21 protein-coding genes and 1 tRNA gene are annotated in these 21753 nt (G+C 72.8%); 8 read left to right on the top strand and 14 right to left on the bottom strand.

Going from position 1 to position 21753, the window contains the following annotated elements:
- Positions 1-92: 92 nt before the first annotated feature.
- Positions 93-788, bottom strand: a complete 696-nt coding sequence (locus OG247_RS13985) for a FadR/GntR family transcriptional regulator (RefSeq protein WP_327252559.1) — start codon at positions 786-788, stop codon at positions 93-95.
- A gap of 92 nt (positions 789-880) precedes the next feature.
- On the opposite strand from OG247_RS13985, the gene OG247_RS13980 reads away from it, so the two are divergent.
- A complete protein-coding gene (locus tag OG247_RS13980) occupies positions 881-1261 on the top strand; it encodes an MFS transporter (RefSeq protein ID WP_327257467.1) in 381 nt (126 codons plus the stop codon).
- The gene (locus OG247_RS13975; protein ID WP_327252558.1) at positions 1246-2082 is read left to right on the top strand and encodes an MFS transporter; all 837 of its coding nucleotides are present in this window, start codon (positions 1246-1248) and stop codon (positions 2080-2082) included. The genes OG247_RS13980 and OG247_RS13975 overlap by 16 nt, the downstream gene beginning before the upstream one ends.
- Positions 2083-2131: 49 nt before the next feature.
- Here OG247_RS13975 and OG247_RS13970 read toward each other — a convergent pair whose 3' ends face one another.
- A complete protein-coding gene (locus OG247_RS13970; RefSeq protein ID WP_327257466.1) occupies positions 2132-2680 on the bottom strand; it encodes a DUF4383 domain-containing protein in 549 nt (182 codons plus the stop codon).
- Between the two features lie 266 nt (positions 2681-2946).
- Positions 2947-4194, bottom strand: coding sequence for a hypothetical protein (locus OG247_RS13965; RefSeq protein ID WP_327252557.1), 1248 nt, complete (start codon positions 4192-4194; stop codon positions 2947-2949).
- A 116-nt stretch (positions 4195-4310) separates the two neighbouring features.
- Here OG247_RS13965 and OG247_RS13960 point away from each other — a divergent pair.
- Both OG247_RS13960 and OG247_RS13955 read left to right on the top strand, forming a co-directional pair.
- Positions 4311-4385, top strand: a tRNA-Val gene (locus OG247_RS13960).
- 205 nt (positions 4386-4590) lie between these two features.
- Entirely contained in the window at positions 4591-4821 is a 231-nt protein-coding gene (locus OG247_RS13955) for a DUF2277 family protein (RefSeq protein ID WP_327252556.1), read from the top strand.
- A gap of 15 nt (positions 4822-4836) precedes the next feature.
- Here the strand turns inward: OG247_RS13955 and OG247_RS13950 are convergent, their stop codons facing one another.
- The 7 genes from OG247_RS13950 to OG247_RS13920 all read right to left on the bottom strand — a co-directional run bounded on the left by OG247_RS13950 (position 4837) and on the right by OG247_RS13920 (position 11270).
- Positions 4837-5427 (bottom strand): universal stress protein, encoded by a 591-nt coding sequence (locus tag OG247_RS13950; protein WP_327252555.1) that lies wholly within the window; start codon positions 5425-5427, stop codon positions 4837-4839.
- A gap of 100 nt (positions 5428-5527) precedes the next feature.
- Positions 5528-5746, bottom strand: coding sequence for a universal stress protein (locus OG247_RS13945; protein WP_327252554.1), 219 nt, complete (start codon positions 5744-5746; stop codon positions 5528-5530).
- Between the two features lie 192 nt (positions 5747-5938).
- A complete protein-coding gene (locus tag OG247_RS13940; protein WP_327252553.1) occupies positions 5939-6463 on the bottom strand; it encodes a hypothetical protein in 525 nt (174 codons plus the stop codon).
- A 1001-nt stretch (positions 6464-7464) separates the two neighbouring features.
- Complete coding sequence (locus OG247_RS13935; protein ID WP_327252552.1) at positions 7465-8091, bottom strand: DedA family protein; 627 nt, start codon at positions 8089-8091, stop codon at positions 7465-7467.
- A gap of 159 nt (positions 8092-8250) precedes the next feature.
- Positions 8251-9903: an alkaline phosphatase D family protein gene (locus OG247_RS13930; protein WP_327252551.1), complete on the bottom strand. Its 1653-nt coding sequence runs from the start codon at positions 9901-9903 to the stop codon at positions 8251-8253.
- Between the two features lie 166 nt (positions 9904-10069).
- On the bottom strand, positions 10070-10735 hold the full coding sequence (locus OG247_RS13925) for an HNH endonuclease family protein (protein ID WP_327252550.1): 666 nt from the start codon (positions 10733-10735) through the stop codon (positions 10070-10072).
- A 328-nt stretch (positions 10736-11063) separates the two neighbouring features.
- Complete coding sequence (locus tag OG247_RS13920; RefSeq protein WP_327252549.1) at positions 11064-11270, bottom strand: hypothetical protein; 207 nt, start codon at positions 11268-11270, stop codon at positions 11064-11066.
- A 104-nt stretch (positions 11271-11374) separates the two neighbouring features.
- Between OG247_RS13920 and OG247_RS13915 the strand changes: the two genes are divergently transcribed.
- Positions 11375-11827 carry a VOC family protein gene (locus OG247_RS13915; RefSeq protein WP_327252548.1) on the top strand — a complete coding sequence of 151 codons (453 nt, stop codon included), beginning with the start codon at positions 11375-11377 and terminating at the stop codon, positions 11825-11827.
- A gap of 802 nt (positions 11828-12629) precedes the next feature.
- Here the strand turns inward: OG247_RS13915 and OG247_RS13910 are convergent.
- Together OG247_RS13910 and OG247_RS13905 are read right to left on the bottom strand one after the other, a co-directional pair.
- On the bottom strand, positions 12630-13310 hold the full coding sequence (locus tag OG247_RS13910; RefSeq protein WP_327252547.1) for an HAD-IA family hydrolase: 681 nt from the start codon (positions 13308-13310) through the stop codon (positions 12630-12632).
- A gap of 132 nt (positions 13311-13442) precedes the next feature.
- The gene (locus OG247_RS13905) at positions 13443-15005 is read right to left on the bottom strand and encodes a peptidoglycan-binding domain-containing protein (RefSeq protein WP_327252546.1); all 1563 of its coding nucleotides are present in this window, start codon (positions 15003-15005) and stop codon (positions 13443-13445) included.
- A gap of 434 nt (positions 15006-15439) precedes the next feature.
- On the opposite strand from OG247_RS13905, the gene OG247_RS13900 reads away from it, so the two are divergent.
- Positions 15440-17500, top strand: coding sequence for an MFS transporter (locus tag OG247_RS13900; RefSeq protein WP_327252545.1), 2061 nt, complete (start codon positions 15440-15442; stop codon positions 17498-17500).
- 21 nt (positions 17501-17521) lie between these two features.
- On the opposite strand, the gene OG247_RS13895 is transcribed toward OG247_RS13900, so the two are convergent.
- Positions 17522-18019 (bottom strand): GNAT family N-acetyltransferase, encoded by a 498-nt coding sequence (locus tag OG247_RS13895; protein WP_327252544.1) that lies wholly within the window; start codon positions 18017-18019, stop codon positions 17522-17524.
- A gap of 219 nt (positions 18020-18238) precedes the next feature.
- On the opposite strand from OG247_RS13895, the gene OG247_RS13890 reads away from it, so the two are divergent.
- A complete protein-coding gene (locus tag OG247_RS13890) occupies positions 18239-18634 on the top strand; it encodes a nuclear transport factor 2 family protein (RefSeq protein WP_327252543.1) in 396 nt (131 codons plus the stop codon).
- Positions 18635-18709: 75 nt separating this feature from the next.
- Here OG247_RS13890 and OG247_RS13885 read toward each other — a convergent pair whose 3' ends face one another.
- Entirely contained in the window at positions 18710-19081 is a 372-nt protein-coding gene (locus OG247_RS13885) for an antibiotic biosynthesis monooxygenase family protein (protein ID WP_327252542.1), read from the bottom strand.
- A gap of 134 nt (positions 19082-19215) precedes the next feature.
- Between OG247_RS13885 and OG247_RS13880 the strand changes: the two genes are divergently transcribed.
- A complete protein-coding gene (locus OG247_RS13880) occupies positions 19216-21243 on the top strand; it encodes a bifunctional glycosyltransferase 87/phosphatase PAP2 family protein (protein WP_442813278.1) in 2028 nt (675 codons plus the stop codon).
- The last annotated feature ends 510 nt before the right edge of the window (positions 21244-21753 follow it).

The following is a 21753-nucleotide window of genomic DNA, read 5'->3' as shown; positions in this document are numbered from 1 at the left end:
GGGGGTGGCAGGACGGTGTCTTTGTGGGGTTGGTCTGCGGGGGCTGGGGGCTGGGGGCTGGGGGCTGGGGGCTGGGGGGGGGTCTACGGGTTCTACGGGTGGTCGCGCTGCGCCATGTCGAGGAGGTCGAGCACGGCCCGGTGCGCCCCGTCCGGGTCCCCGGCCCGGACCCGGTCGACCACGGCCCGGTGGATCGCGTGCGGGTGCTCGAAGTCCCCCTTGTGCACCGTGCGGTCGCGTTCCACGAGGGCCGGGATGATCACCCGGTACATCTGCGCGAAGAACAGGTTGTGCGAGGCGGTCAGCAGCGCCAGGTGGAACGAGGCGTCCGCCCGGACGTGCAGCACCGGGTCCGAGTCGCTCGCCGCCATCGCGGTCAGCGCCGCGTCCAGCGCGGCCAGGTCCTGCTCGGTGGCCCGTACGGCGGCCAGCGCGGCGGCGGCCGGCTCGATCGAGCGGCGCAGTTCGAGCAGGTCGGTGAAGAAGCAGTCGGGCGCGCCGGCCGCGAGCTTCCAGCGCAGCACGTCGGCGTCGAAGAGGTTCCAGTCGGTGCGCGGTCGCACGAAGGTGCCGCGCTTCTGGCGGGCGTCGAGCAGCCCCTTGGCCATGAGCACCTTGATGGATTCGCGGAGCACCGTCTGGCTGACGTCGAGCTCCTCCATCAGGAGGGGGAGGTCGAGCGTGGCTCCCTCGTCGTACGTGCCGTCGAAGATCCGGCGGGCCAGCTCTTCCACCGCTGCCTTGTGGACCCCGCGTCCGGCGTACGCGGCCTCACTGCTGCTGTTCATTCCGGTTTCCCCTCTCCCTGCCGGGGCTTTGGTCCGTACTTGCTCCCCTTGGTGCCCCCTGACAAGGCAAAGACTTGCACAAGTAATCGTTAATTAGCAATTATTGCGGGGCGTCGCCGGAGCGGCTGGTTCCGCCTGCTCGGCGCTGCTCCTCCGCGCTGCTCAGCGCTCCTCACACGTCCCCCGGGAGACGCGGCCGCCTCGTCGACAGGTTCGGCCCGCGCATCGTCTACGCCTGGGCGCTGGTCGGCTGGTCGGTCATGACCGCCCTCGGCTCGCTCGCGAAGGGCTTCGGCTTCCTCTTCGCCAGCCGCATGGGCCTCGGCCTCTTCGAGGCCCCCGCCTTCCCCTGCAACGGGCGCGTCGCCGCCTCCTGGTTCCCGCGCGCCGAACGCGGCCGCGCGGTCGCCGGCTACACCTCGGGGCCGCTTGAAGGAGGAGGGGTATCGGCCTCGGCGTGGCCTTCCCGCTGATCGCCTGGATGGCCGCGGCCCTCGGCTGGCGCCACGTGTTCTGGATCCCCGGCGGCATGGGCATCGCCTGGGCACTGGTGTGGGTGAAGGTCATCCACAACCGCCCGGAACAGCACCCCCGGGTCGGCGCGTACGAGCTCGTCCACATCACCGAGGACGGGGCTTGCGCCGACAGCTCCGCCCGGGCCCGGGAGAAGGGCGCCTTCCGCCGGGACATGGGCTTCCTGCTCCGGCAACGCCGCATCTGGGGCGTCTTCCTCGGCCAGTTCGCCATCGCCTCGACGCTGTACTTCTTCCTGACCTGGTTCCCGACCTACCTCGCCAACGAGCGCGGCCTGAGCCTCGACAAGGGCGGTCTGACCGGAGCCCTGCCCTTCGTCGCCGCCCTCGTGGGCGTGCTGTGCGGCGGCAGTTGGTCCGACTGGATGGTCAAGCGCGGCATGACGGCCTCCTTCGCCCGCAAGACCCCGATCGTCACCGGCCCGGCCCTGGCGGGCGTCATCGTCGCCGCCAACTACGTCACCTCGAACGCCGCGATGATCGCCGTCATGTGCGTGGCCTTCTTCGCCAACGGCCTCGCGTCCTTCTCCTGGGTCCTGGTCACCGAGATCGCCCCGGAGCGGATGCTCGGCGTGGCCGGCGGGGTCTTCAACGTCTTCGGCAGCCTCGCCGGCATCGTCGTACCCATCGTCATCGGCTACATGATCGGAGGCGGCGACGGCTCCTTCGCCCTCCCGCTGATGCTGATCGGAGGCATCACGATCGGCGGCGCCCTGTCCTTCCTCTTCCTCGTGGACAAGGTCGAACGCATCGAGGCGTAACGCGGACCCGGCCGCCGGGCCGGGTCCGCGCGCCCGCTCTCCCCTTCTCCTACGCCGGCCGGCCGACGGGCCTAGTGCTCGCACGTGCCCGCTGCTCTGCCCGCTGCTCCCGAGCCGCCTGCTCGGGGTGGCGGGCACGCCAGTACGGATTGTCGTGCGGCAGGGCGCTGCCCACCCGCCCGTACATCCCGAACCACATCAGCATCACGCCCACGACGAAGCTGAACAGCACGTTGGGGATGTGGAAGGCCAGGAAGTTCATCCCCGTGTCGAGCAGCGCGAGGTTCACGAACCCGCTCGCGATGAACAGCACACCCAGCACGATGTTGAGCGTCGAGGCGAAGCTGCCGCCGATGACCATCCCGACGAAGAGCAGCAGCCCGATGCAGATCGACAGGACGCTGAGCGCGCCGTTGGTGTTCAGCGCGAGCACCGTGTCCCCGCCGGTGTCGAAGAACCCGATCCGGTCGATGAGCCCCATGATTCCGAAGGCCACGAGCAGCAGTCCGGTCAGGCCGGCGCCCACCCGGTAGACCTGGCTGAGCCGGTGATCGCTGGGCAGGTGCTCGTCGAGGCTCGCGTTCACGGGACGCATCATGCGGTGCAGGATCCCGGGGGAGTTCCGGGGCGGTGGCGCCGTCGCGTACGGCTCGTGGGCCACGTAGGGCGCGTAGTTCTCGTGCGGCTCGTGGCACCCGTAGAGCGCGTGGGGTGCGTACGAGTCCTGCGGCGCGGGGGACTCGTCGGTCCCACGGCGTGCGGGGGAAGCGTGGGCGGCCATGGCGCCCTCCTCTGCTCCGTTCCTGGCCCCTCCAGCATCCGCCGATGGCCCCACCAGGACAAGTCCAGTCCTCGGCGCCCCCCTCAGGCGTGGCCGCGCTCGGTCCGGATGTCCGTCACCACCCGCTGCACGGAGGACCGTACGGCCTCCATCTCCTGGAGGAAGGCCCAGTAGTCCGGGTGGCGGTCCTCCAGCGCGGCCAGCGCCCGGGCCACCCGGGCCACCGCCTCGTCCAGCGGGCGGGCGTGCCGGTCCTCGGGGACCGTACGGCCCTCCATCGCCAGGCGCTGCGCGTCCCGGATCGCGAACCGGGTCCGCTGCACCTCCGCCTGCGGATCCCGCGCCACCGCCTCCAGCCGGGTCAGCCGGTCCTGCGCCGCCGACACCGCCTCGTCGGTGGCATCCAGCGAAGCCCGAACCGCGTCGACCAGGGCCGCCACGACCGCCCACTGCTGCTGGTCGCGCGCCCGGCCGGCCTCCGCGAGCCGCTCCTCGGCCTGCGCCACGTCCCGTACCGCCTGCTCAGGCACCTGCTGGAGGTCCTGCCAGCAGGCCGCGCTGAAACGCCGGCGCAGCTCGCTGAGCACCGGATCCACCCGGTCCGCCCGGTTGCGCAGCGCCTGCGCCCGGGTCCGCAGGCTCACCAGACGCCGGTCGATCTCCGCGGCCCGCTCCGGGAGCCGCGCCGCCTCGGCCCGTATCGCCTCGGCGTCGCGCAGGATCCGGTCGGCCCGCTGCACGGTCTCCTGCACCCCGTGCTGCGCGGCGCCCTGGTTCAGCTTGGTCAGCTCCGGCCCCAGCGCGGCCAGCCGGGCGGCCAGATCGTCGGCCCGGATCCCCTTGCCGCGCACCTCGTCCAGCGCCGTGCTCGCCGCGAGCAGCGCGGCCCTGGCCCGCTCCCGGGCCGGCGCCACCCGCGCCAGCTGCGTCTCGGCCCGGTCCAGCAACGGCTGCAAGCCGAGGGCGAACCGGTCGAGCTCGCCCTTGACCCGTACCAGCTCCTCCTTGGCCCGCGTCAGCTCGTCCCGGGCCCGCGTCGCGGCTGACGCCTCCAGCTCCACCCGATCGAGATCGTGCGCGTCGACGGCGTTGATGTAGACATGACTCACCTGGTCGATGCGCTGCCCGAGCGCGGCGAACCCCTCGCCCACCCGACGCGCCTCCGGCGAGCCGTCCGCGGCCGCGATCGTCTCGATCGAGATCCGCAGATCCCGCTGCGCGCTGTCGAGCTCGTAGAACGCCGCCGCGGCAGCGTCCTTCGCCGCCTGCGCGTCCGCCCGCCGACTCTCGTCCCGCCCGCCGCCGAACCACCGCCGGGGTGCCGTCGTCACAGTCGCCTCTCCCGTACCCGGTCCGTCCGCAATTCCCCTGCCCCGGTCCATTCTCCCCCACGCGAACGGGTTTGCGTGGGGGGTGCGCCCTGCATGTAGGCTGTCCACTCATCCACGGGTGCGTAGCTCAGGGGTAGAGCGCTGCTCTTACAAAGCAGATGTCGGCGGTTCGAAACCGTCCGCGCCCACCAGCACGAAGGCCCCCAACCGATTCATGGTTGGGGGCTTTCGCACGTCCATGGCCGACGTCGATGTGGGTGGTGGACGCCGATGGATCCGGGCGGCCACGTAGAAGTGTCCGGCGTCGGTTGGCGTCTTTCGCATGGGTCGGGCCGGGGGTTTGGCCGGGGCTTGCGGGGTGGTGACGGGGGGTTCGTGGGGCGGGATAGTGGGGGTATGTGCCGATCGATTAAGACGTTGCGTCCGCCCGCGATTCCGGAGAAGGCGACCGAGGAGGAGATCCGGGCCGCCGCCTTGCAGTACGTGCGGAAGGTGTCCGGTTTCAGGGCGCCGGCCGCGCACAACCAGGAGGTCTTCGCCGCCGCCGTCGACGCGGTCGCGGAGGCTACGAGGGAGCTGCTGGAGGGGATCCACGTCAGGGGGGCGGGGGCGGCCGTGGCCGGGTGAGGGTTGGGCGAACGGTCAGGCGGCTGCCGGGACGGCGTCTTCTTCCAGGGGGACCACCGCGACGGGGCAGCCGGTGTGGAGCAGTACCGCGTTGGTGACGGAGCCCAGGCGCGGGGAGAGCGGGCGCTTGCGGTGGCGGCCGATGACGTTCAGGTCAGCGGCCTGGGAGGCGGCGACCAGGTGGCCGGCCGCGTCGCCGGGCGCCGACACCTGCTCGATCTCCACCTCCGGGAACCGTTCGGCGTACGGGCGCAGGTGCGCGGAGGTCAGGGCCGTGACCTCGTGGGCGTTGGCGGTCTTCTCGTGCGCGGCCGTGGCGATGGCGTCGGCGGTGGTGAAGGTCCGGCCGGGCCAGGCGTACGCGACGACGGCCTGGAGCCGGGCCCCGCGCCGGGCCGCCTCGCGGAAGGCGAAGTAGGTCGTGCTCGGGTCGGGGGCCGCGCTGTTGAGGCCGAGTACGACTTGCCCGTACGGGTCGTGCACGGGGGGCTCGGCGCACGGGACGACCACCACCGGGCAGGCTGCCTGGCCGGCGCAGGCGATGCCGTTCGAGCCGAGCAGGAGGCCGGCGAAGCCGCCGCGGCCGCGGCGGCAGCCGAGGACCATCAGCTGGGCGCCCTCGCGCAGGCCCGGCCGGACGTGGTCGGGGGCGCCGGGGTGCGAGGCGTACTCGATCGGGGGGAGTCCGGCGCGGCCGTCGAGGGCCTCACGGACGGACCCGGATCAGTACGGGGTCGTCGTCGAGGACCGGCTCGCCGAAGGCTCCGGGCAGGGCCGCGCCGATGCTGTTCATGGAGAGGCGGGCGTGCACGATGCGCAGCGGGGCCCCAGCCATCAGGGACTGGGAGATGGCCCATTCCAGGGCCCGGTTGCCGTGTGCGGAACCGTCGACGGCGGCGATCACGGGGCGAGGGGTCTGGTCCATGACGGGCTCCTTGGTGGCAGCGGTGCGTGGACTCAACCTTGCGGGGGTGGGCTCCGGGCGGGAGTGGGGAAAGTCCCGAGTGGGGCGGGACCATCGGCCACTCCCGTGGTGGGGAGCGGAGCGGTGGCTGAGTGGGTGGGTGGGTGATGGCGTGGGGTGAGTGGGTGTCGAGGCGTTGGGGCGGGGCTGCGGTCAGGAGGCGTGGCCCGTGCGGCGGCGCAGGATCCAGGCGCCTGCGCCCAGCGCACAGGCTACGAGGGCGCCGCCGACGGCGATCTGGCCCGGGCTCATGGAGCCGACGCTGCCGCCGAGTCCACCGCGGGCGGCGCCCGGGGTGATGTTCAGCGCCACGGTGACGCGCTCGCCGCCGGGGCCGCCGCACTCGAAGGTGACGGGATGTGAGCCGGCGCTGATGTTCCGGGAGGTGGTGGCGGAGCCGAAGAGGTTGGTGGCCTCGGCGTTGCCCGGGGTCAGCCAGACGTCGCCGAAGGCGCGGGAGGTGGCCTTGCCGGTGCGCGTGCCGCAGCCGGTGACGTTGAGGCTGACCCGGTCCCCGGGGGCGACGTTGGTCGGGGAGACGCTGCCGGAGGGCTGGGCCTGGGCGAGGGTCGGTGGAGCCGCCGCGGCGAAGGCGACGGTCGCGGCGGCGACGGCCAGCAGGCGGGGGAGGGGGCGGTAGCGGCGGGGGGTGTGGGAGGTGTGGGAGGTGGCGGGCATGGAGAGGACTCCTCGGGCTCCGGGAACGGCGCGGTGCGGCGCGGATTCGAGTGCGCACCGTTCTCTGGACGCTAGGAGCACGGGGCGGCTGCGGCGATCGCTGTCGGGTGAACGGGTGAGCCACTGCTCCGCTCGGGGGAGGTGGGGCGGGGTGGGTGGCCAGGGCCCCGTGGGCGCAGCGCGGAACCGGCCTTGGGCTCGGGCCCCGGGCCTCCGGGCCAGGGCCCCGGCTGGGGTGGAGGGCTTCGGCTCTGGCTTTTGGCTTCGGCTCTTGGCCGCGGGCTCCGGCTCCGGCTTTGGTCCCGGGTCCCGGGTCCCGGGTCCCGGGTCCCGGCCTCGGGCCTTCGGGTTGAGTCGTGGGCTTCGGCCTCAGGGCTTCCCTCCGGCCTGGTGCTGGCCCCGGGTCTGGCGCGCTTGAGGGGGCGGTGGGCCCTGCGGGGCGAAGTCCCCTACCCGCCCTTCCACCGTTCCCCGGGCTCCGCCCGGACCCGTGCCTCGAATGTTGGTGGGGCTGGACGTGCTGCCGGGGGCTGCCTGGACCCGTGCCTCGAATGTTGGTGGGGCTGGACGTGCTGCCGGGGGCTGCCCGGACCCGCGCCTCAAATGCTGGCGGGGCTGAGGAAGCGGGTGTCGGGCTGTGCCCGGGCCCGGTGGGGCTCTGTCCCGGACTCCGGTCCTCAGGTGTCGGATGGGTTGGCGGGGTGCCGGGCTGCGCGCGGGCCCCGTGGGGGTCCGCCCCTGACCCTGGTCCTCAAACGGCGGACGGCTGACAGGGACCGGGTTCGTGCTTCGGAGGCTGGGCAGCGGCTGGGGCGGGAGGCGGGGCTGGACGGGGAGCCGCGGGTTCGGCTCTGGAGCCTTGTGGTGGCTTGTCGGGGCCGGAATGGAGAGGGCGAGCGGGGGTCGGCCGGGAGTGTGGGAGGGAGGGGGCGTGCCGGCCGGAGGGGAGTGGGGGACGCGTCCGGGGGTGGGGGCGGGGCGCTGTGGGGGGCGGGTGTGGGTTAGGCGGTGGGTGTGGGGGTGGGGCGGCGGACTACGTAGGCTGCCAGGGCGCCTGCGGCGAAGAGGGCGATCAGGGAGACCGCGGTGCCGAGCCAGGTGGTGCCCAGCCACTGGGTGCCGAAGTAGCCGAGGGCGATGCTGTAGCCGGCCCAGGCGATGGCGGCCAGGACCGACCAGGGCAGGAACTCCCTGACCTTGCGTTGGGTCTTGCCCGCGCCGAGGGAGACCACCGAGCGGCCGGCCGGGGCGAAGCGGGCGATCACCACCAGGGCGCCGCCGCCGCGCGCGAGGGCGGTGCCGAGGCGCTCGTGGGCCCGGGTCAGCCGGCGGGAGCGGGCGATGGCCCGGTCGAGGCGGGCCCCGCCGCGTCGGGCCAGCCGGTACGCGGCCATGTCGCCCAGTACCGAGGCGGTGACGGCCGTCACCAGCAGCGCCAGGATGTCCGGCACCCGGGACTGCACGGGCACGGGTCCCGCGGCCCCGGCCGCCGCCGCGGCGGCAGCCGCAGCCGTGATCACCAGTACCCCGCTCGGCAGCACCGGCAGGAACACGTCGAGCAGGATGGACAGCGCCACGAGGGCGTAGATCCATGGGCTCGAAGTCAGCGAGCCCAGAGTCTCAAGCAAAACGGGACTCCCCAGTCCGGTTGACGTGCCTCGGCGTGAGGCGCCGCGACGTCGCGGGGAGCGGCAGGGGCGGCTGACAGCGGAACAGCGTACGCCGGGTGTCCACGGACCGGACGCCCGGGTCGGTGCTCCGGCGTGACGGGTCGCCCCCGCCACCCGTCAGTGGGGAGGCGTGAGGTCGCGGTCCAGGACCTTCACCAGGCGGGGGCCCTTGCGTGCCTGGTCCAGGCTCAGCCGCGCGGAGCGCCCGGACAGTGCGAGGGTCATGAGCTGGTTGCCGAACCACGGGCCGCCCGTACGCCGCCAGCTCAGCGGGGGCCGTCCCGTCCGGCCGTGCCGGGAGAAGCCCCGGCCCAGCCACCGGCCCAGCCGTGACCAGCCCAGCCGGAAGCCCCATTTCACCGCTGTGTGGATGGAGTTGTGGACCGGGGAACAGGTGAGCTGGAACACCTGAGCCGTGCTCGGTATTCGCGGTTCGGCCACGTACGCGTGGTGCACGTCCCCTGAGAGCACGCACACCGTCGCGGGCGCGCGCGGGCCCGTGCCCACCTCCTCGATCAGGTCGCTGAGCATCGCGAACGAGGCCGGGAACGCCGCCCAGTGCTCGAGGTCGCTCCGCCGGCGCAGGTTCTCCCCGATCCGGGCCCACCTCGGGCCCCGCTCCCCGCGGCACAGCGCGGCGTTCCACACCTCCGCGTCGTGTACGAGCGGCGGCATCAGCCAGGGCAGTGACGAGCCGATGAGGAGGTGGTCGTACCCCCCGTGTCCTGCCAGGGCGTTCTCGCGGAGCCACTGCCGCTCCGCCGGGTCGAGCATGGCCCGCCCGTCCTCGGCGAGCACCCGGGCCGCCCGGGTGTCCACCATCAGCAGCCGGGACCGGCCGAAGTCGCGACGGTAGCTCCAGCGGACCGTGACCGGGTCGGCGTCCGCCGAGGCGGCGAAGGCCCGTAGCGCGTCGGTGCCGTCGGGGGTCGCCCGGACCGCCTCGAACAAGGGGTCGGCCGCCAGCTCGGCGGGGGAGAGGTTGCCGAGGTGCTGATACACCCAATACGACATCAGGCCGCTGACCACCCTCTCCTGCCACCACGGCGTGGCGCGCATCTCCGCCTGCCATGCGGCGCTGGTGTTCCAGTCGTCGATGACGTCGTGGTCGTCGAACATGTGCAGGCTCGGGACGGTGGACAGGAGCCAGCGGATCTCCGGGTCGAGCCAGGACTCGTAGTAGAGCCGCGTGTACTCCTCGAAGTCCGCGACCTGGGCTCCGGGGGCCTCGCGGAGGTCCCGCCGGGCCGCCAGCCACTGGCGGGTGGAGCGGGAGAGCTGGTCCGCGTACACCTGGTCGCCGAGGAGGAGCAGGACGTCGGGCCGCACCGCCTCCGGGTCGGCGGCCAGATCGGCGGCGAGGGTGTCGAGCGCGTCGGGGCCGTGCGGTCCGCGCCGGTCGGCCGGCGGGGCGGCCTGGCGGCAGGAGCCGAAGGTCAGGCGGAGGTCGGGAGCGGTCGTGGAGCCCGGCCTGCCCGCGGGAGGGGTGGTGATGGTGCTCGCGGGGAACGGGCTGTCGGGCAGCGGCCAGACCCGGAGACCGTCGAGGAGGACCTCGTAGGCCGTGGTGGAGTCAGGGGTGAGGCCGGTGACGGTGATCAGGGCGTAGTGGTGGCCGGCTATCTGGAAGGTGTGGACGCTGCCGCCGGAGCCGTCGGCGCAGCGCACCTCGGCGGTGCACGGGCGATCCGCCTCGATCCACAGCGTGGCGGAGTCGCCCGCGTCCCAGTCGACGTGGCGCAGCAGCGGTCCCAGGCGCAATGTCCCCATGCAACTCCCCCTCCTTCTTCCGGCATTGCCGTTTGATCACCGTACGACGGGAAGGGGGTGGTCCACCTCCCCCTGGCGGGGGAAAGATCCTTGGCCAGGGGTGGGGTGGGATGGGGCGGGATGGGATGGGTGAGGGGCGGGTGGGGAGTGGGGTGCGTGTGGGGGGTCAGCAGGCGTTGAGGATGTTGACCAGCGCCGTCTTCTCCGTCGAGTCCATGCTCAGGGCCCAGTGCTGCTTGACCTCGACCCACATGCGCGCGTAGGTGCAGCGGTAGGCGGTGCGCGGCGGCAGCCACTTGCCGGGGTCGAGGTCGCCCTTCGCCTGGTTCACGTTGTCCGTGACCGCGATGAGCTGGGGGCGGGTGAGGTCGTTGGCGAACTGCTGGCGCTTGGTGGTGGTCCAGGAGTTGGCGCCGGAACGCCAGGCCTCGGCGAGGGGGACCATGTGGTCGATGTCGATGTCGGAGGCGGCCGTCCAGGTGGCGCCGTCGTACTCGGAGTACCAACTGCCGCTGACGGCGGCGCAGGCGGAGTCCTGGACCACGCCCGAACCGTCGCGCTTGAGGACGGTCTCGCGGGTGTTGCAGGTGCCGGAGACGGTGCTCCAGTGCGGGAAGAGGTCGCGGCTGTAACCGGCGGTGGTGCCCTCGGTCTTCGGGGTGACGGTCGCGAGGTAGGAGCGGGCGGCCGCGGCGCTGATGGGGGTGGGAGGGGAGGCGGCGGCGGTGGGGGCGGTGAGGAGGGTGGTCAGAGAGGCCACCGCGAGTATGGAGGCGAGCGTGCCGAGTCGACGCGCGTAGACGGAGGGCGTGGAGGAGGGCTTGGAGGGCATGAGGGGCTCCAGGGCTCTTGAGTGGGGGCAGGGGTGGGGTGAGCGGGTGAGCGGGTGAGTGGGTGCGCTGTGGGGCGTGGCCATGCTGGCCGTGCCGGGTTTCGAGGGGGTGGGCACGAAGTGACAGTCTGGAGGCATGAGCATGTCATGGCGAGGTGAGTGACTGGCCTTGGGGTGGGGGGAGTTGGGATTCTGGGTGGGGTTGGGTGGTGATGGGGTTAATGTCCCTGCCCTGGTCCCGATGTGGCGGCGGCAGTGGCGGTGGCGGTGGTGGGCATGGCAACGGCGCCGCGCCCGGTCGTTCCGGGGGCGGCGCCGTGATCCGGAATCAGAGTCCGGTGGTGAAGGGGTTGTTGTGGACCGAGTTGGAGCTGTAGGTGATCCGGTCCTTGCGCAGCTGTTCGGTGCGCTCCAGCTCGGCCAGGAGGCCGTCCGTCGTCTCCGAGAGGTTGCGCCTTTCCCGGCGCATCACCTTGACGACGGCGTACAGTCCCACGATCCCCATCAGGGAGAACAGGACGATCAGTTCGGTCATGGCATTTCCCCCGTGGTCGTGCTCGCGGCCGCGCGTTCCGGTCGTCCGGTGCGTCATCGCCGACCGTACCCTCCGTTGTCAGACCTCCCTGCGAGGCTGAAGTCATGGAGACCACGTTGCAACTGACCATCGACTGCGCCGATCCGCGGGCGATGGTGACGTTCTGGACCGAAGCATTGGGTTATGTGCCGGAGCCGGCGCCGGACGGGCATGCGTCCTGGCGCGCGTACTGGGAGGGCATGGGGGTGCCAGCGGAGGAGCTGCCCGAAGGGGTGGGGGAGGTGCCGGAGTCGATCGTGGATCCGTCCGGGCGGGGGCCCCGGGTGTGGTTCCAGCAGGTTCCGGAGCCCAAGGCCGGCAAGAACCGGGTGCACTTGGATCTGAAGGTCAGCGGTGGGCGCGGGGTTCCGATGGAGCTGCGGACTCGGCGGGTCGACGAAACGGTGGAGCGGCTCACCGGGGCGGGGGCGACTGTGCTCCGCGTGCTGGACGAGTTGGAGACGCACTACGGGGTGGTGCTGCAGGACCCTGAGGGGAACGAGTTTTGCGTCGCTTGAGCCGGCCGGCTCGCATGGATCGGTGTGCGTCCGGCTGTTGGGGTGCGGCGCGCCTGGGTCGGGCGGAGGGGGCCGGCCGCTTGGGGCTGAGTGCCCGGGCCTGACCGCACGGGGTGGGGTTGCCTCTGGGGCCGGCTCCCTGGTCCCTGGGTTTCGCCGTCGGGGAGCAGGTCGTCTCTTTTGGGTCTTGCCTGGCCCGTGTCGCCCGGGACTGTGCCTCGCCGCACTGTCTGGGCTCCCGCGTGCGTTCAGTACGCGGAGCTCGGCAACGTGATGCGGCACGGCACCGGACGGTGCGGACCCGACCGGCAAGATCCGGAAGAGACGGCCTGGCCCATGAGGCAGGCTCGCTGGGGTGAGCCATCTGGAGCGGGTCGTGTTGGGTCGGTCCCCCTGGACTTGGTCCGCTGGGCCTGGTCGTCGCGGTCGGGTTGCTCAGGCGTGGCCAGGCGTGCGCCGACCTCGGCGTTTTGGTCCTCGGCGACCAGAAACTCCGGCAGGGCGCAGGCGACCGGCCTCCTGGGTCTGGTGGCCCGGGTCGGGTTTGGTGGGGAGGGCTGACCGGTTCACGTCGACCGGGCTTGGCCGCTCGGGGGCAGGCTGACCGGTTCACGTCGACCGACTTTGGCTGCTCGGGGCAGGGTGAGTCGTTCACGGTGACCGGGTTTGCTGCTCGGGTCAGGCCGACCGGTTCACCGTGACTGGGTTTGACCGCCCGGGTTTGGTCGCCCGGGTTGCGGCGGCCGGTCTGTCTGGGTGACTGGGTTTGGCCGCCCGGTCGGGACCCGGGATGGCGTCTGGGTCAGGCCGTCTCGAGGGTGACGGTGATGGAGCCGTCGGGGGAGGTGGTGACGGCGACGGCGGTGAGGTCGAGGACGTGGGCGGTGGGGCCGTGGGCGGCGGCGCGGGGGCCGACGCCGATGACCCTCATGCCCGCGGCCCGGCCCGCGGCGATGCCGGCGGCCGAGTCCTCGAAGACGATGCAGTCGGCCGGGTCCACGCCGAGGGCGGCGGCGCCCATCAGGAAGCCCTCCGGGTCGGGCTTGCTGGCCTGCACGGACTCGGCGGTGATCCGGACCTCGGGCATCGGCAGGTCGGCGGCCGTCATCCGGGCCGTGGCCAGGGCCATGTCGGCGGAGGTGACCAGGGCGTGCGGGAGGGCGCTGAGGGCGGCCATGAAGGCGGGAGCGCCACCGATCGGGACCACGCCGTCGGTGTCGGCGGTCTCGCGGGCGAGCATCACCGCGTTCTCGGCGAGGTTCTCCTCCATCGGGCGGTCCGGGAGGAGGATCGCCATCGTGGCGTAGCCCTGGCGGCCGTGGACCACCTTGAGGGCTTCCTCGGGATCCAGGCCGTGGGCGACGGCCCAGTCGTACCAGCAGCGCTCGACCACCGCGTCCGAGTTGACGATGGTGCCGTCCATGTCCAGGAGCAGGGCCTTGGCGGTCAGGACGGCGGGGGCGGCGGTGGTGCTGGCCGGCATCGGAGGGGCTCCAGACGGGACGGGAAAGAGAACAAGTGGTTCCGTCCACCGGTCAGGGAGTGAGGACGGAACCACTTTGTTCCTGAACAATACAAAACGAAGAGGGGTGCTCGCCACCGGATCCGGTGTGTTCTATCCCTCCAAAGCGCGGCGGGTCGCCGGACCGTAGACGCCCCAGGGGTCCTCGTCGATGCCGTTGTACGCCTGGAACGTCGAGACCGCCGATTCCGTACGGGCGCCGTACCGGCCGTCGTACTTGCCGCGGTAGATGCCCTGCGCTGCCAGCAGGCGCTGGAGCTTCTCCACCTCGGGGCCCGAGTCCCCGTACCGGAGCGTCGGCGCCGCGGGGGGCCGGGGGGTCGGCTTGGAGGAGCGGCTCGGGGTGGGCGACGGGGTGGGGGACGGGCTCGACGAGCGGCTCGGGGTGGGGGACGGCGAGGGGGACGGGGAGGCCGACGCGGACGCGGATGTGGATGTGGACGCGGAAGGGGAGGGGCTGGGGGTGGGCGACGGGGGAGGGTCGGTGCTCTCGGTGGGCTGCGACGGGGCGACCTGGGTGAGGCTGCTCAAGGGGGAGGACGGCTTCGCGTCGAGGAGGGTGGTCTCCGGCGCGCCGGAGCCCGAGAAGGCTCGCAGGACGAGGATCGCCGCGCCGGTCACCGCGGCGGCGGCCGCGGTGATGGGGAGCGCGCGTATGCGGCGCCGCGGGGGGCCGGAGGAGTGCCGCCGCCCGTCCGCCCCGTCCATGCCGTGTGCCCCGTACCCGTAAGCCGGGCCGGCCTGGTCCCACGCGGGGGCCTCGGGCGACTCGTACGAGCCGTGGGCCCCGGGCGTCGTGTACGGCTCGTACGCCGGGATCGGGCGCAGCTGCATCGTTTCTTCGGGCGGGGAGGCTACGGGTGTCCCGTACGCGGGGGTCTCAGCCCCGGGCGGCAGCGGCGCGGTGCGGGTGGGGCCCGCGGGGGCCGTGGGAGCCAGCGGGACGTCGGCCGGGCCGGGGTAGGGCGACGTGGCATCCACCTGGCCGGGGTGGAAGGGGAAGGCGGTCGCCTGGCCGGGGTGGTGTGGCGGGGTCCTCGGCGGGCTGGTGTGCGTGGTGGGGTCCGTGGGGCCGGGGTGGGGCGGCAGGTTGGCCGCGTGGCCGGGGTACGGAGCAGTGCCCGCGGCGTTGGTGAGGGGCGATGGGGCGTCGGCCGGGCCGGGGTAGGGCGGCGGGCCGGGTGTCCGGCCCGGGTGCGGGGCGGGAGTGGGGGAGCCGGGTCGCGCAGTGGTGCCCGCCGGACCGGGGTGCGGCGACGGGGTGAACGCCGGGCCGGGGTAGGGCGGCAGGACGGCCGTTGGGGCGGTGTCGGTCGCGGGAATCGGGGAGACGGGGCGCGTGGTGGTGCCCCCCGGGTCGGCGTGGGGCTTTGCGGTGTCGGCAGGGCGAGGGCCTGCCGTGGTGCCCGCCGGACCGGGGTGCGAAGGCGTGGTGCCCGACCGGTCGGGCACCGGGGTGTTCGCCGGGCCGGGGTACGGCGGCAGGCCCGGCGCCCGGCCCGGGTGTGCCGCGGGATCCGGGGAGGCGGGGCGTGTGGTGGTGCCCGCCGGGTCGGCGTGTGGTGGCAGGCCGGGCGTCCGGGCCGGGTGTGCCGTAGCGCCCACCTGGTCGGGCCGCGGCGGAGTGGTGTCCGACCAGCCTGTGTGCGGGGGCATCGCACCTGCATGGTCGGGGTGGGGCCGAGCGGCCGGCCGGCCGGGGCTTGGTGGGGTGGCCGCCTGGTCGGGGTGGGGCGGAGCGGTGTCCCGCTGGCCCGTGTGCGGGGGTGTCGTGCCCGCCTGGCCGGGGTGTGTCGGCGTGCCCGCCTGGCCCGGGTGTGCCGTGGGGTTCGGCGGGGCGGGGGTGGGTGGGGTGGGGTTCGGGAGGGATACGTAGGGGCGGACGCGCAGGGGTTGGAAGCCTGGTGCGCAGTCGCAGGCCCCTCCTGTTCTGCTGCATTCCGGACATTGCTCTGTGCTCACTCGAATCCCTCCCCTGGCCGCTGCCTGCGATTATGCAGACCCCCGGTAACCCGCCCAACCCGCCCGACAGGCCATAACCGGACACACCGCTCAGGATGGAGGAGTCGATCAGGCCTGAGGAGGAGCCGATGGTGCAGGACGTGACCACGGAGCCCGACCCGCGGAAGCGGACATCCGGCCCCAGTGCCGAACACGCCTCACGCGAGGTGCTCGTCTCCATCGGTGCGCTGCTGCTGGGGCTGCTCATCTCTTCGCTCGACCAGACGATCGTGTCGACGGCCCTGCCGACGATCGTCAGCGACCTCGGCGGGATGTCGCACCTGTCGTGGGTGGTCACGGCCTACATGCTCGCCTCGACCGCCGCCACGCCGCTGTGGGGCAAGCTCGGGGACCAGTACGGACGCAAGAAGCTCTTCCAGTCCGCCATCGTGCTCTTCCTGATCGGGTCCGCCCTGTGCGGCCTGGCGCAGAACATGCCGCAGCTCATCGGCTTCCGCGCGCTGCAGGGACTCGGCGGCGGCGGACTGATGGTGCTGTCGATGGCGATCGTCGGAGACATCGTCCCGCCGCGCGAACGCGGCAAGTACCAGGGGCTCTTCGGCGCGGTCTTCGGAGCCACCAGCGTCCTGGGGCCGCTGCTGGGCGGACTGTTCGTGGACCACCTGTCGTGGCGCTGGGTCTTCTACATCAACCTCCCCATCGGTCTCGTCGCCCTGGTCGTGATCGCCGCGAGCCTGAAGATCCCGGTGCGCACCGAGAAGCACACCATCGACTACCTCGGCACCTTCCTCATCGCCTCCGTCGCGACTTGCCTGGTGCTCGTCGCCTCGCTCGGGGGCACCTGGGGCTGGAGCTCCCCGGAGATCATCGGGCTCGCGGTACTGGGCCTCGTCCTGCTGGTCGCCTTCGTGATCGTCGAGCGGCGGGCCGTGGAGCCGGTGCTCCCGCTGAAGCTGTTCCGGATCCGGACCTTCACCCTCTGCTCGCTGATCAGCTTCATCGTCGGCTTCGCGATGTTCGGCGCGATGGTCTACCTGCCGACCTTCCTGCAGGTGGTCCAGGGCGTCTCCCCGACCATGTCGGGCGTCCACATGCTGCCGATGGTGCTCGGGCTGCTGATCACCTCCACCGTGTCCGGCCAGATCGTCAGCCGCACCGGGCGCTGGAAGGTCTTCCCGATCGCGGGCACGGCCCTGACCGCCGTCGGGCTGCTGCTCCTGCACCAGCTGGAGCGCACCAGCTCCACCTGGGAGATGAGCGTCTACTTCTTCGTCTTCGGCGCCGGCCTCGGACTGGTCATGCAGGTGCTCGTCCTCGTGGTGCAGAACTCGGTCAGCTACGCCGACCTCGGCGTCGCCACCTCGGGCGCCACCTTCTTCCGATCCATCGGCGCCTCCTTCGGCGTCGCCATCTTCGGCACGATCTTCACCAACCGGCTCGACGACAAACTGGCCGGTGCGCTCAAGGGGGTCCCGCTGCCCCCGGGGCTGGACGCGAGCAGGCTGGAGGCCGACCCGCGGGCCATCGGCGCCCTCCCCGCCGTGCTGCGACCGCGGGTGCTCGACGCCTACTCCACCTCCATCACCGACGTCTTCCTCTACGCGGCGCCCGTGGTGCTGGTGGCCTTCGTCGTGGCCTGGTTCCTCAAGGAGGACAAGCTGCGCGGTTCGGTGACGGCGCCCGATGTCACCGAAACCCTCGCCTCCAACCCCGTCCAGCGCTCCTCCCGCGAGGAGGTCGCCCGCGCCCTGACGGTGCTCGGGACCCTCCAGGGCCGCAAGCACGTCTACGAGAAGATCACCGCGAAGGCCGGCTACGACCTGCTGCCCGCCGCCAGCTGGCTGCTGCTGCGGATCAACAGGTACGGCAGCGCCGACCCGGCCGTGCTGGCCGAGAAGACGATGGTGCCGCTGCGGGCCATCACGGACGCGGGCCGCCAGATCGAGGAGCGGGGGCTGGCCGTCCGCGACGGGCTGCCACTGATCCTGACGGAGAAGGGGCGCGCGAGCGCGCTGAAGCTGTCCGCAGCCCGGGAGGAGTCGCTCGCCGAACTGCTCGGCGACTGGTGGACCGCCGACCGCCCGACCGACCTGTCCGAGCTGGTCGCGGAGATCAACTCGGAGCTCTGCGGCTCTGTCGCCGAGGAGCCCTACGAGGCCTTGCCCCGCCGGGACCACTCCGCCAGGTGAACCACCCCGCGGGGTGACAGGTCAGACCAGGCGCTTCTCGAACCAGTGCTCCGCGTACGGACCCGAGCTGTACGCGGGTATCTCCGCGTACCCCTGGCGCGCATACAACGCGCGGGCCTCCACCAGGTCGGACCTGGTGTCCAGCCGGACCCGCTCGGCGCCCAGCGCGCGGCCGGCGTCCTCCAAGACCCGGAGCAGGGCCGCCCCGCCACCCGTGCCGCGGGCGCGCGGGTCCACGTACACCCGGGTGAGCTCGGCGGTGACGGGGTCCAGGAGGCGTATCCCCCCGCAGGCGAGGGGACGGCCGTCGAGTCTGCCGACCACGAACCGGCCCGTCGGCGCCGTGAGCTCGTCGTCCGGGAAGTCCAGGAGGCCCTGGTCGATCTCCGCCTCGGTGACGGACCGCCGCCAGTACCGGCCGGCGACCTCCGCGTAGTACGCGCGGCGCAGCAGCGTGGCGTCCGGGGCGGTGAACGGCTCGGCGACAACCTGCCAAGTCCCGGCCGGAGGCAAGGGCAAGGGCGAAGGCGAGGGCGAAGGCAAGGGCGAGGGCGGAGTAGTGGACCCGGTAGCGGCAGCGGTTGTGGGGGAGGACGTGGGCGTGTTCGTGGTGAGCGTCTCTCTGCTGGTCATGACGTCATTGTGGAGCGGGTCCCGGCCGCCCGCGTTGGAATATCCACAGGACCGGGCCGATGATAGGAAAAAGGGCAAACCGTTCGCACGAAGGGCGTGACCGTCATGTCGGAGCATCCTGACTGTGCCTTGATCCGCCGCGGCTACGAGGCCTTCGGCCAGGGCGACATGGAGAAGCTGAGCACGATGATGACGGCCGACGTCATCCAGCACGTCCCCGGCAGCAGCCCCATCTCCGGGCACCACAAGGGTCGCGAAGCCGTCCTCGACCTCTACCGCCGGATGGGAGAGGAGACGCACGGCACAATGCGGCTCCACCTGGACAAACTGCTCGCGGACGGCCGCGGCCACGTCATGAGTTTCCACACAACGCGCGCCGATCGCGGCGACCGCGGGATGGAGATCCACGAGGGCATCTTCTTCACGATCGTCGGCGGGAAGATCAGCGACCTCGACGTCTGCATCGAGGACATCGACGAGATGAACGCCTTCTGGAGCTGAGCCGGCCGGAAGCGAAGGAGCCGGAAGCGAAGGAGAGAGGTCCCGGAGCCACGGCTCCGGGACCCTCTCCGTACGTCAGCCCTGCTTCGGCGCCGCCTGCTGCACGACCTCGAACGACCACACCGACGAGCCCGTGGCAGCGGGCTTCGGCCGCTCCGCGCCGCCCTCGCCGCCTTCCGCGCCCGCCGGACCGCCGCCCGGGCGCCCCGCGCCGCCACCCTGGTGGGCCGCCTTCATGGGCCCGTCCATCCACGCCTGGAAGTCCGCCTCGGAACGCCACCGCGTGTACACGAGATACTGGTCCGTGCCCTCGACGGGCCGCAGCAGCTCGAACCATTCGAAGCCGTCCGAGCTCTCCACGGAGCCCGCACGGGAGGCGAACCGCTGCTCCAGAACCTCCCGCTGTTCCTCGGGGACGGTGAGGGCGTTGATCTTCACGATGCTCATGCCCGCCATCCTAGGTATCGCGCGGGGGATATCGTCGTCCGGGTAAATGAAGCACGCGGTATGAAACGCGGTACGAAACGCGGCAGCCAGGCGAAGTCAGGGTTGCGGTCAACAGGGCGGGAGGCCGGCGAGGCGTGGCTAACGCGGCGGAGCACAGTGGTGCGAACGGACATGCCGGGGTCATAGGCGGTAGCGGCGGCAGGCTCGGGGCGGCGCGCCTCATGCTGTGGGCGCTGGCCATGCTGCTCGCCGTCAGGCAGGCCGCGGTCGTGCTGCGCGTGCCACCGGGCGAGTGGCTCAGCGGCTTCCACCTCCCGGGCAGCCTGCCGGGCTCGCTCTACACGAGCGGCCAGTTCACCGGGACGCCCTTCGCGGGGCTGGTCCTCAAGCCGCTCCTCGGCCTCGCCGCGCCCTCCCTGGAGGTGGCCTGGACCTGCGTGACGCTGCTGCTCGTGGCCGCCATCGGGCTGGTGGCCGCGCGCGCCCTGCCCGACCCCGTGCCGCGGCGCACCGCGCTGCTCGCCGCGCCCGTGCTGGTCGCGCTGATGATGGTCTCGCTGCCCGTCCGCGAAGCCGCCCTGCCCGGGCAGACCGCCGTACTGCCGGTGCTGCTGGTGCTCCTCGGCGTGTTCCGGGTCCCGAGCGAGCGCCCCTCCGGCTTCCTGATCGGCCTGGCCGCAGCCCTCCAGCCCGCGCTGCTGCTCTTCGCGCCCCTGCTGTGGCTGTCCGGCCGCAGGGCCACCGCGCGCTCCGCCGCCGTGACCTTCGCCGGTGCCACCGCCCTGTCCTGGGCGGCCCTGCCCAGCGACTCGTGGACGTACTGGGTCCAGCACCTGGCCGGCACCGGCCTCGGTGGCGCACCCGGCAGCATCGCCAACCAGTCCGTGCACGGCGCCCTGCTGCGCCTGGGCCTCTCCGGCCCCGGCGAGATCCTGCTCTACGCCGCCCTCGCGGCCCCGATCGTCTGGATCGGCCTACGCCGCGCCGCCCGCTACGCCCGTGACGGCCAGCTGCTGCTCGCCGTCGCGATCACCGGCTGCGTGGCCGTCGCCGTGTCCCCGACCGGCTGGCGCCACCAGATGCTGTGGGTGCTGCTCGCGGTCGCCGGCAAGGTCGGCAAGCGCGCCGCCGACCGGCCGGTGTGGCCGGTGGCCGTGGTCCTCGCCATGACCCTGCCGAGCGACGTGCTGCTGCCCAACCTGGTCGCGCTGGCCCCCGTACGGGACAACGTGCTGCTGCTCGCGGCCCTCGCGGCGGCCTGCGCCGTGCCGTTCCTGCCGCGCTCCTCCCCGTACTGGCGCGAGCCGGTCCCCACCGCCTACGGGCGGCCCGCGCCCGCGCGGTGGGCGCGGGTGCCGCTGCTGCCGTTCTGGCGGCGCGTGCTGTCGCGGCCGAACCTGCTGCTGGAACTGCTCCTGATACGGGTCGGGTACTCGCTCTACTCGCACATCCGTGCCGCCGCGCCCACCAGCCGCACCCTCGCCGAGGGCAACGGCAGCCAGATCCACGGGATCGAGAAGGCGCTCGGCATCGACATCGAGCACGCGGTGAACCACGCCGTCGTGAACACGCCCTGGCTGGAGGCGTTCTTCAACTTCTACTACACCTCCTTCCACTTCGTGGTTCCGCTGGCGATCCTGGCCGTCCTGTACTGGCGCCGCCCCAAGGACTACCGCTGGGCCCGGGCCTCGCTGGGACTGGCGACCGTGCTGGCGCTCATAGGCTTCTGGCTGTATCCGTTGGCGCCGCCGCGGCTGATGCCGGGACTGGGTTTCGTCGACACCGTGCACGGGGTGCAGGACCTGGCGAACCCGAGCTACGGGGCCATGACCGCGATCTCCAACCAGTACGCGGCGATGCCCTCGCTGCACTTCGGCTGGTCGCTGTGGTGCGGGATCGTGATCGTCATGATCGCGCCCAAGGGGTGGCAGAAGCTGCTGGGGGCACTGCACCCGACGATCACGGTGTGCGCGATCGTCGCGACCGCCAACCACTGGGTGCTCGACGCGGTGGGCGGGGCGCTCGTCGTCGTGGCCGGATTCGGGCTCGTCTACGTGCTGTCGGGCCCTCGGGGCGATGCGGTGCCGGCCGGGGTGGCCTTGCCTCGGCCTCGGCGGCCCGAGCGGGTCGGAGCGGGGTCCGTGGAACGGACTCGGGCGTAGCCCGACTGCCGACGAAGGGGTGCCGGGGCGGTGTAGCAGCCCGCCCCGGCACCCCTTCGCGATGGATCGCCGCGTTCTGCCAGGATCCGCCTGCGGGGTGGCTTCCGCCACTCGGGGCGGGGTCGCGCGGGGTCGCGCGGGGCGGCGACGCGTGCGGGCCCTGCGGGGCTGTCCCCTACCCGCCCTTCGCCCGTTCCCCGGGGCTGCGCCCCGGACCGCCTTGGGGCTGCGCCCCTGGCCCCCTCGGGGCTGCGCCCCGGACCGCCTTGGGGCTGCGCCCCTGGCCCCCTCGGGGCTGCGCCCCGGACCGCCTTGGGGCTGCGCCCCGGACCCGTTCGGGCTGCGCCCCGGACCGCCTTGGGGCTGCGCCCCTGGCCCCCTCGGGGCTGCGCCCCGGACCGCCTTGGGGCTGCGCCCCGGACCCGTTCGGGCTGCGCCCCGGACCGCCTTGGGGCTGCGCCCCTGGCCCCCTCGGGGCTGCGCCCCGGACCGCCTTGGGGCTGCGCCCCG

The organism is Streptomyces sp. NBC_01244 (assembly GCF_035987325.1).
Lineage (GTDB): Bacteria > Actinomycetota > Actinomycetes > Streptomycetales > Streptomycetaceae > Streptomyces.
This window is presented reverse-complemented; position numbering and strand designations above follow the sequence as displayed.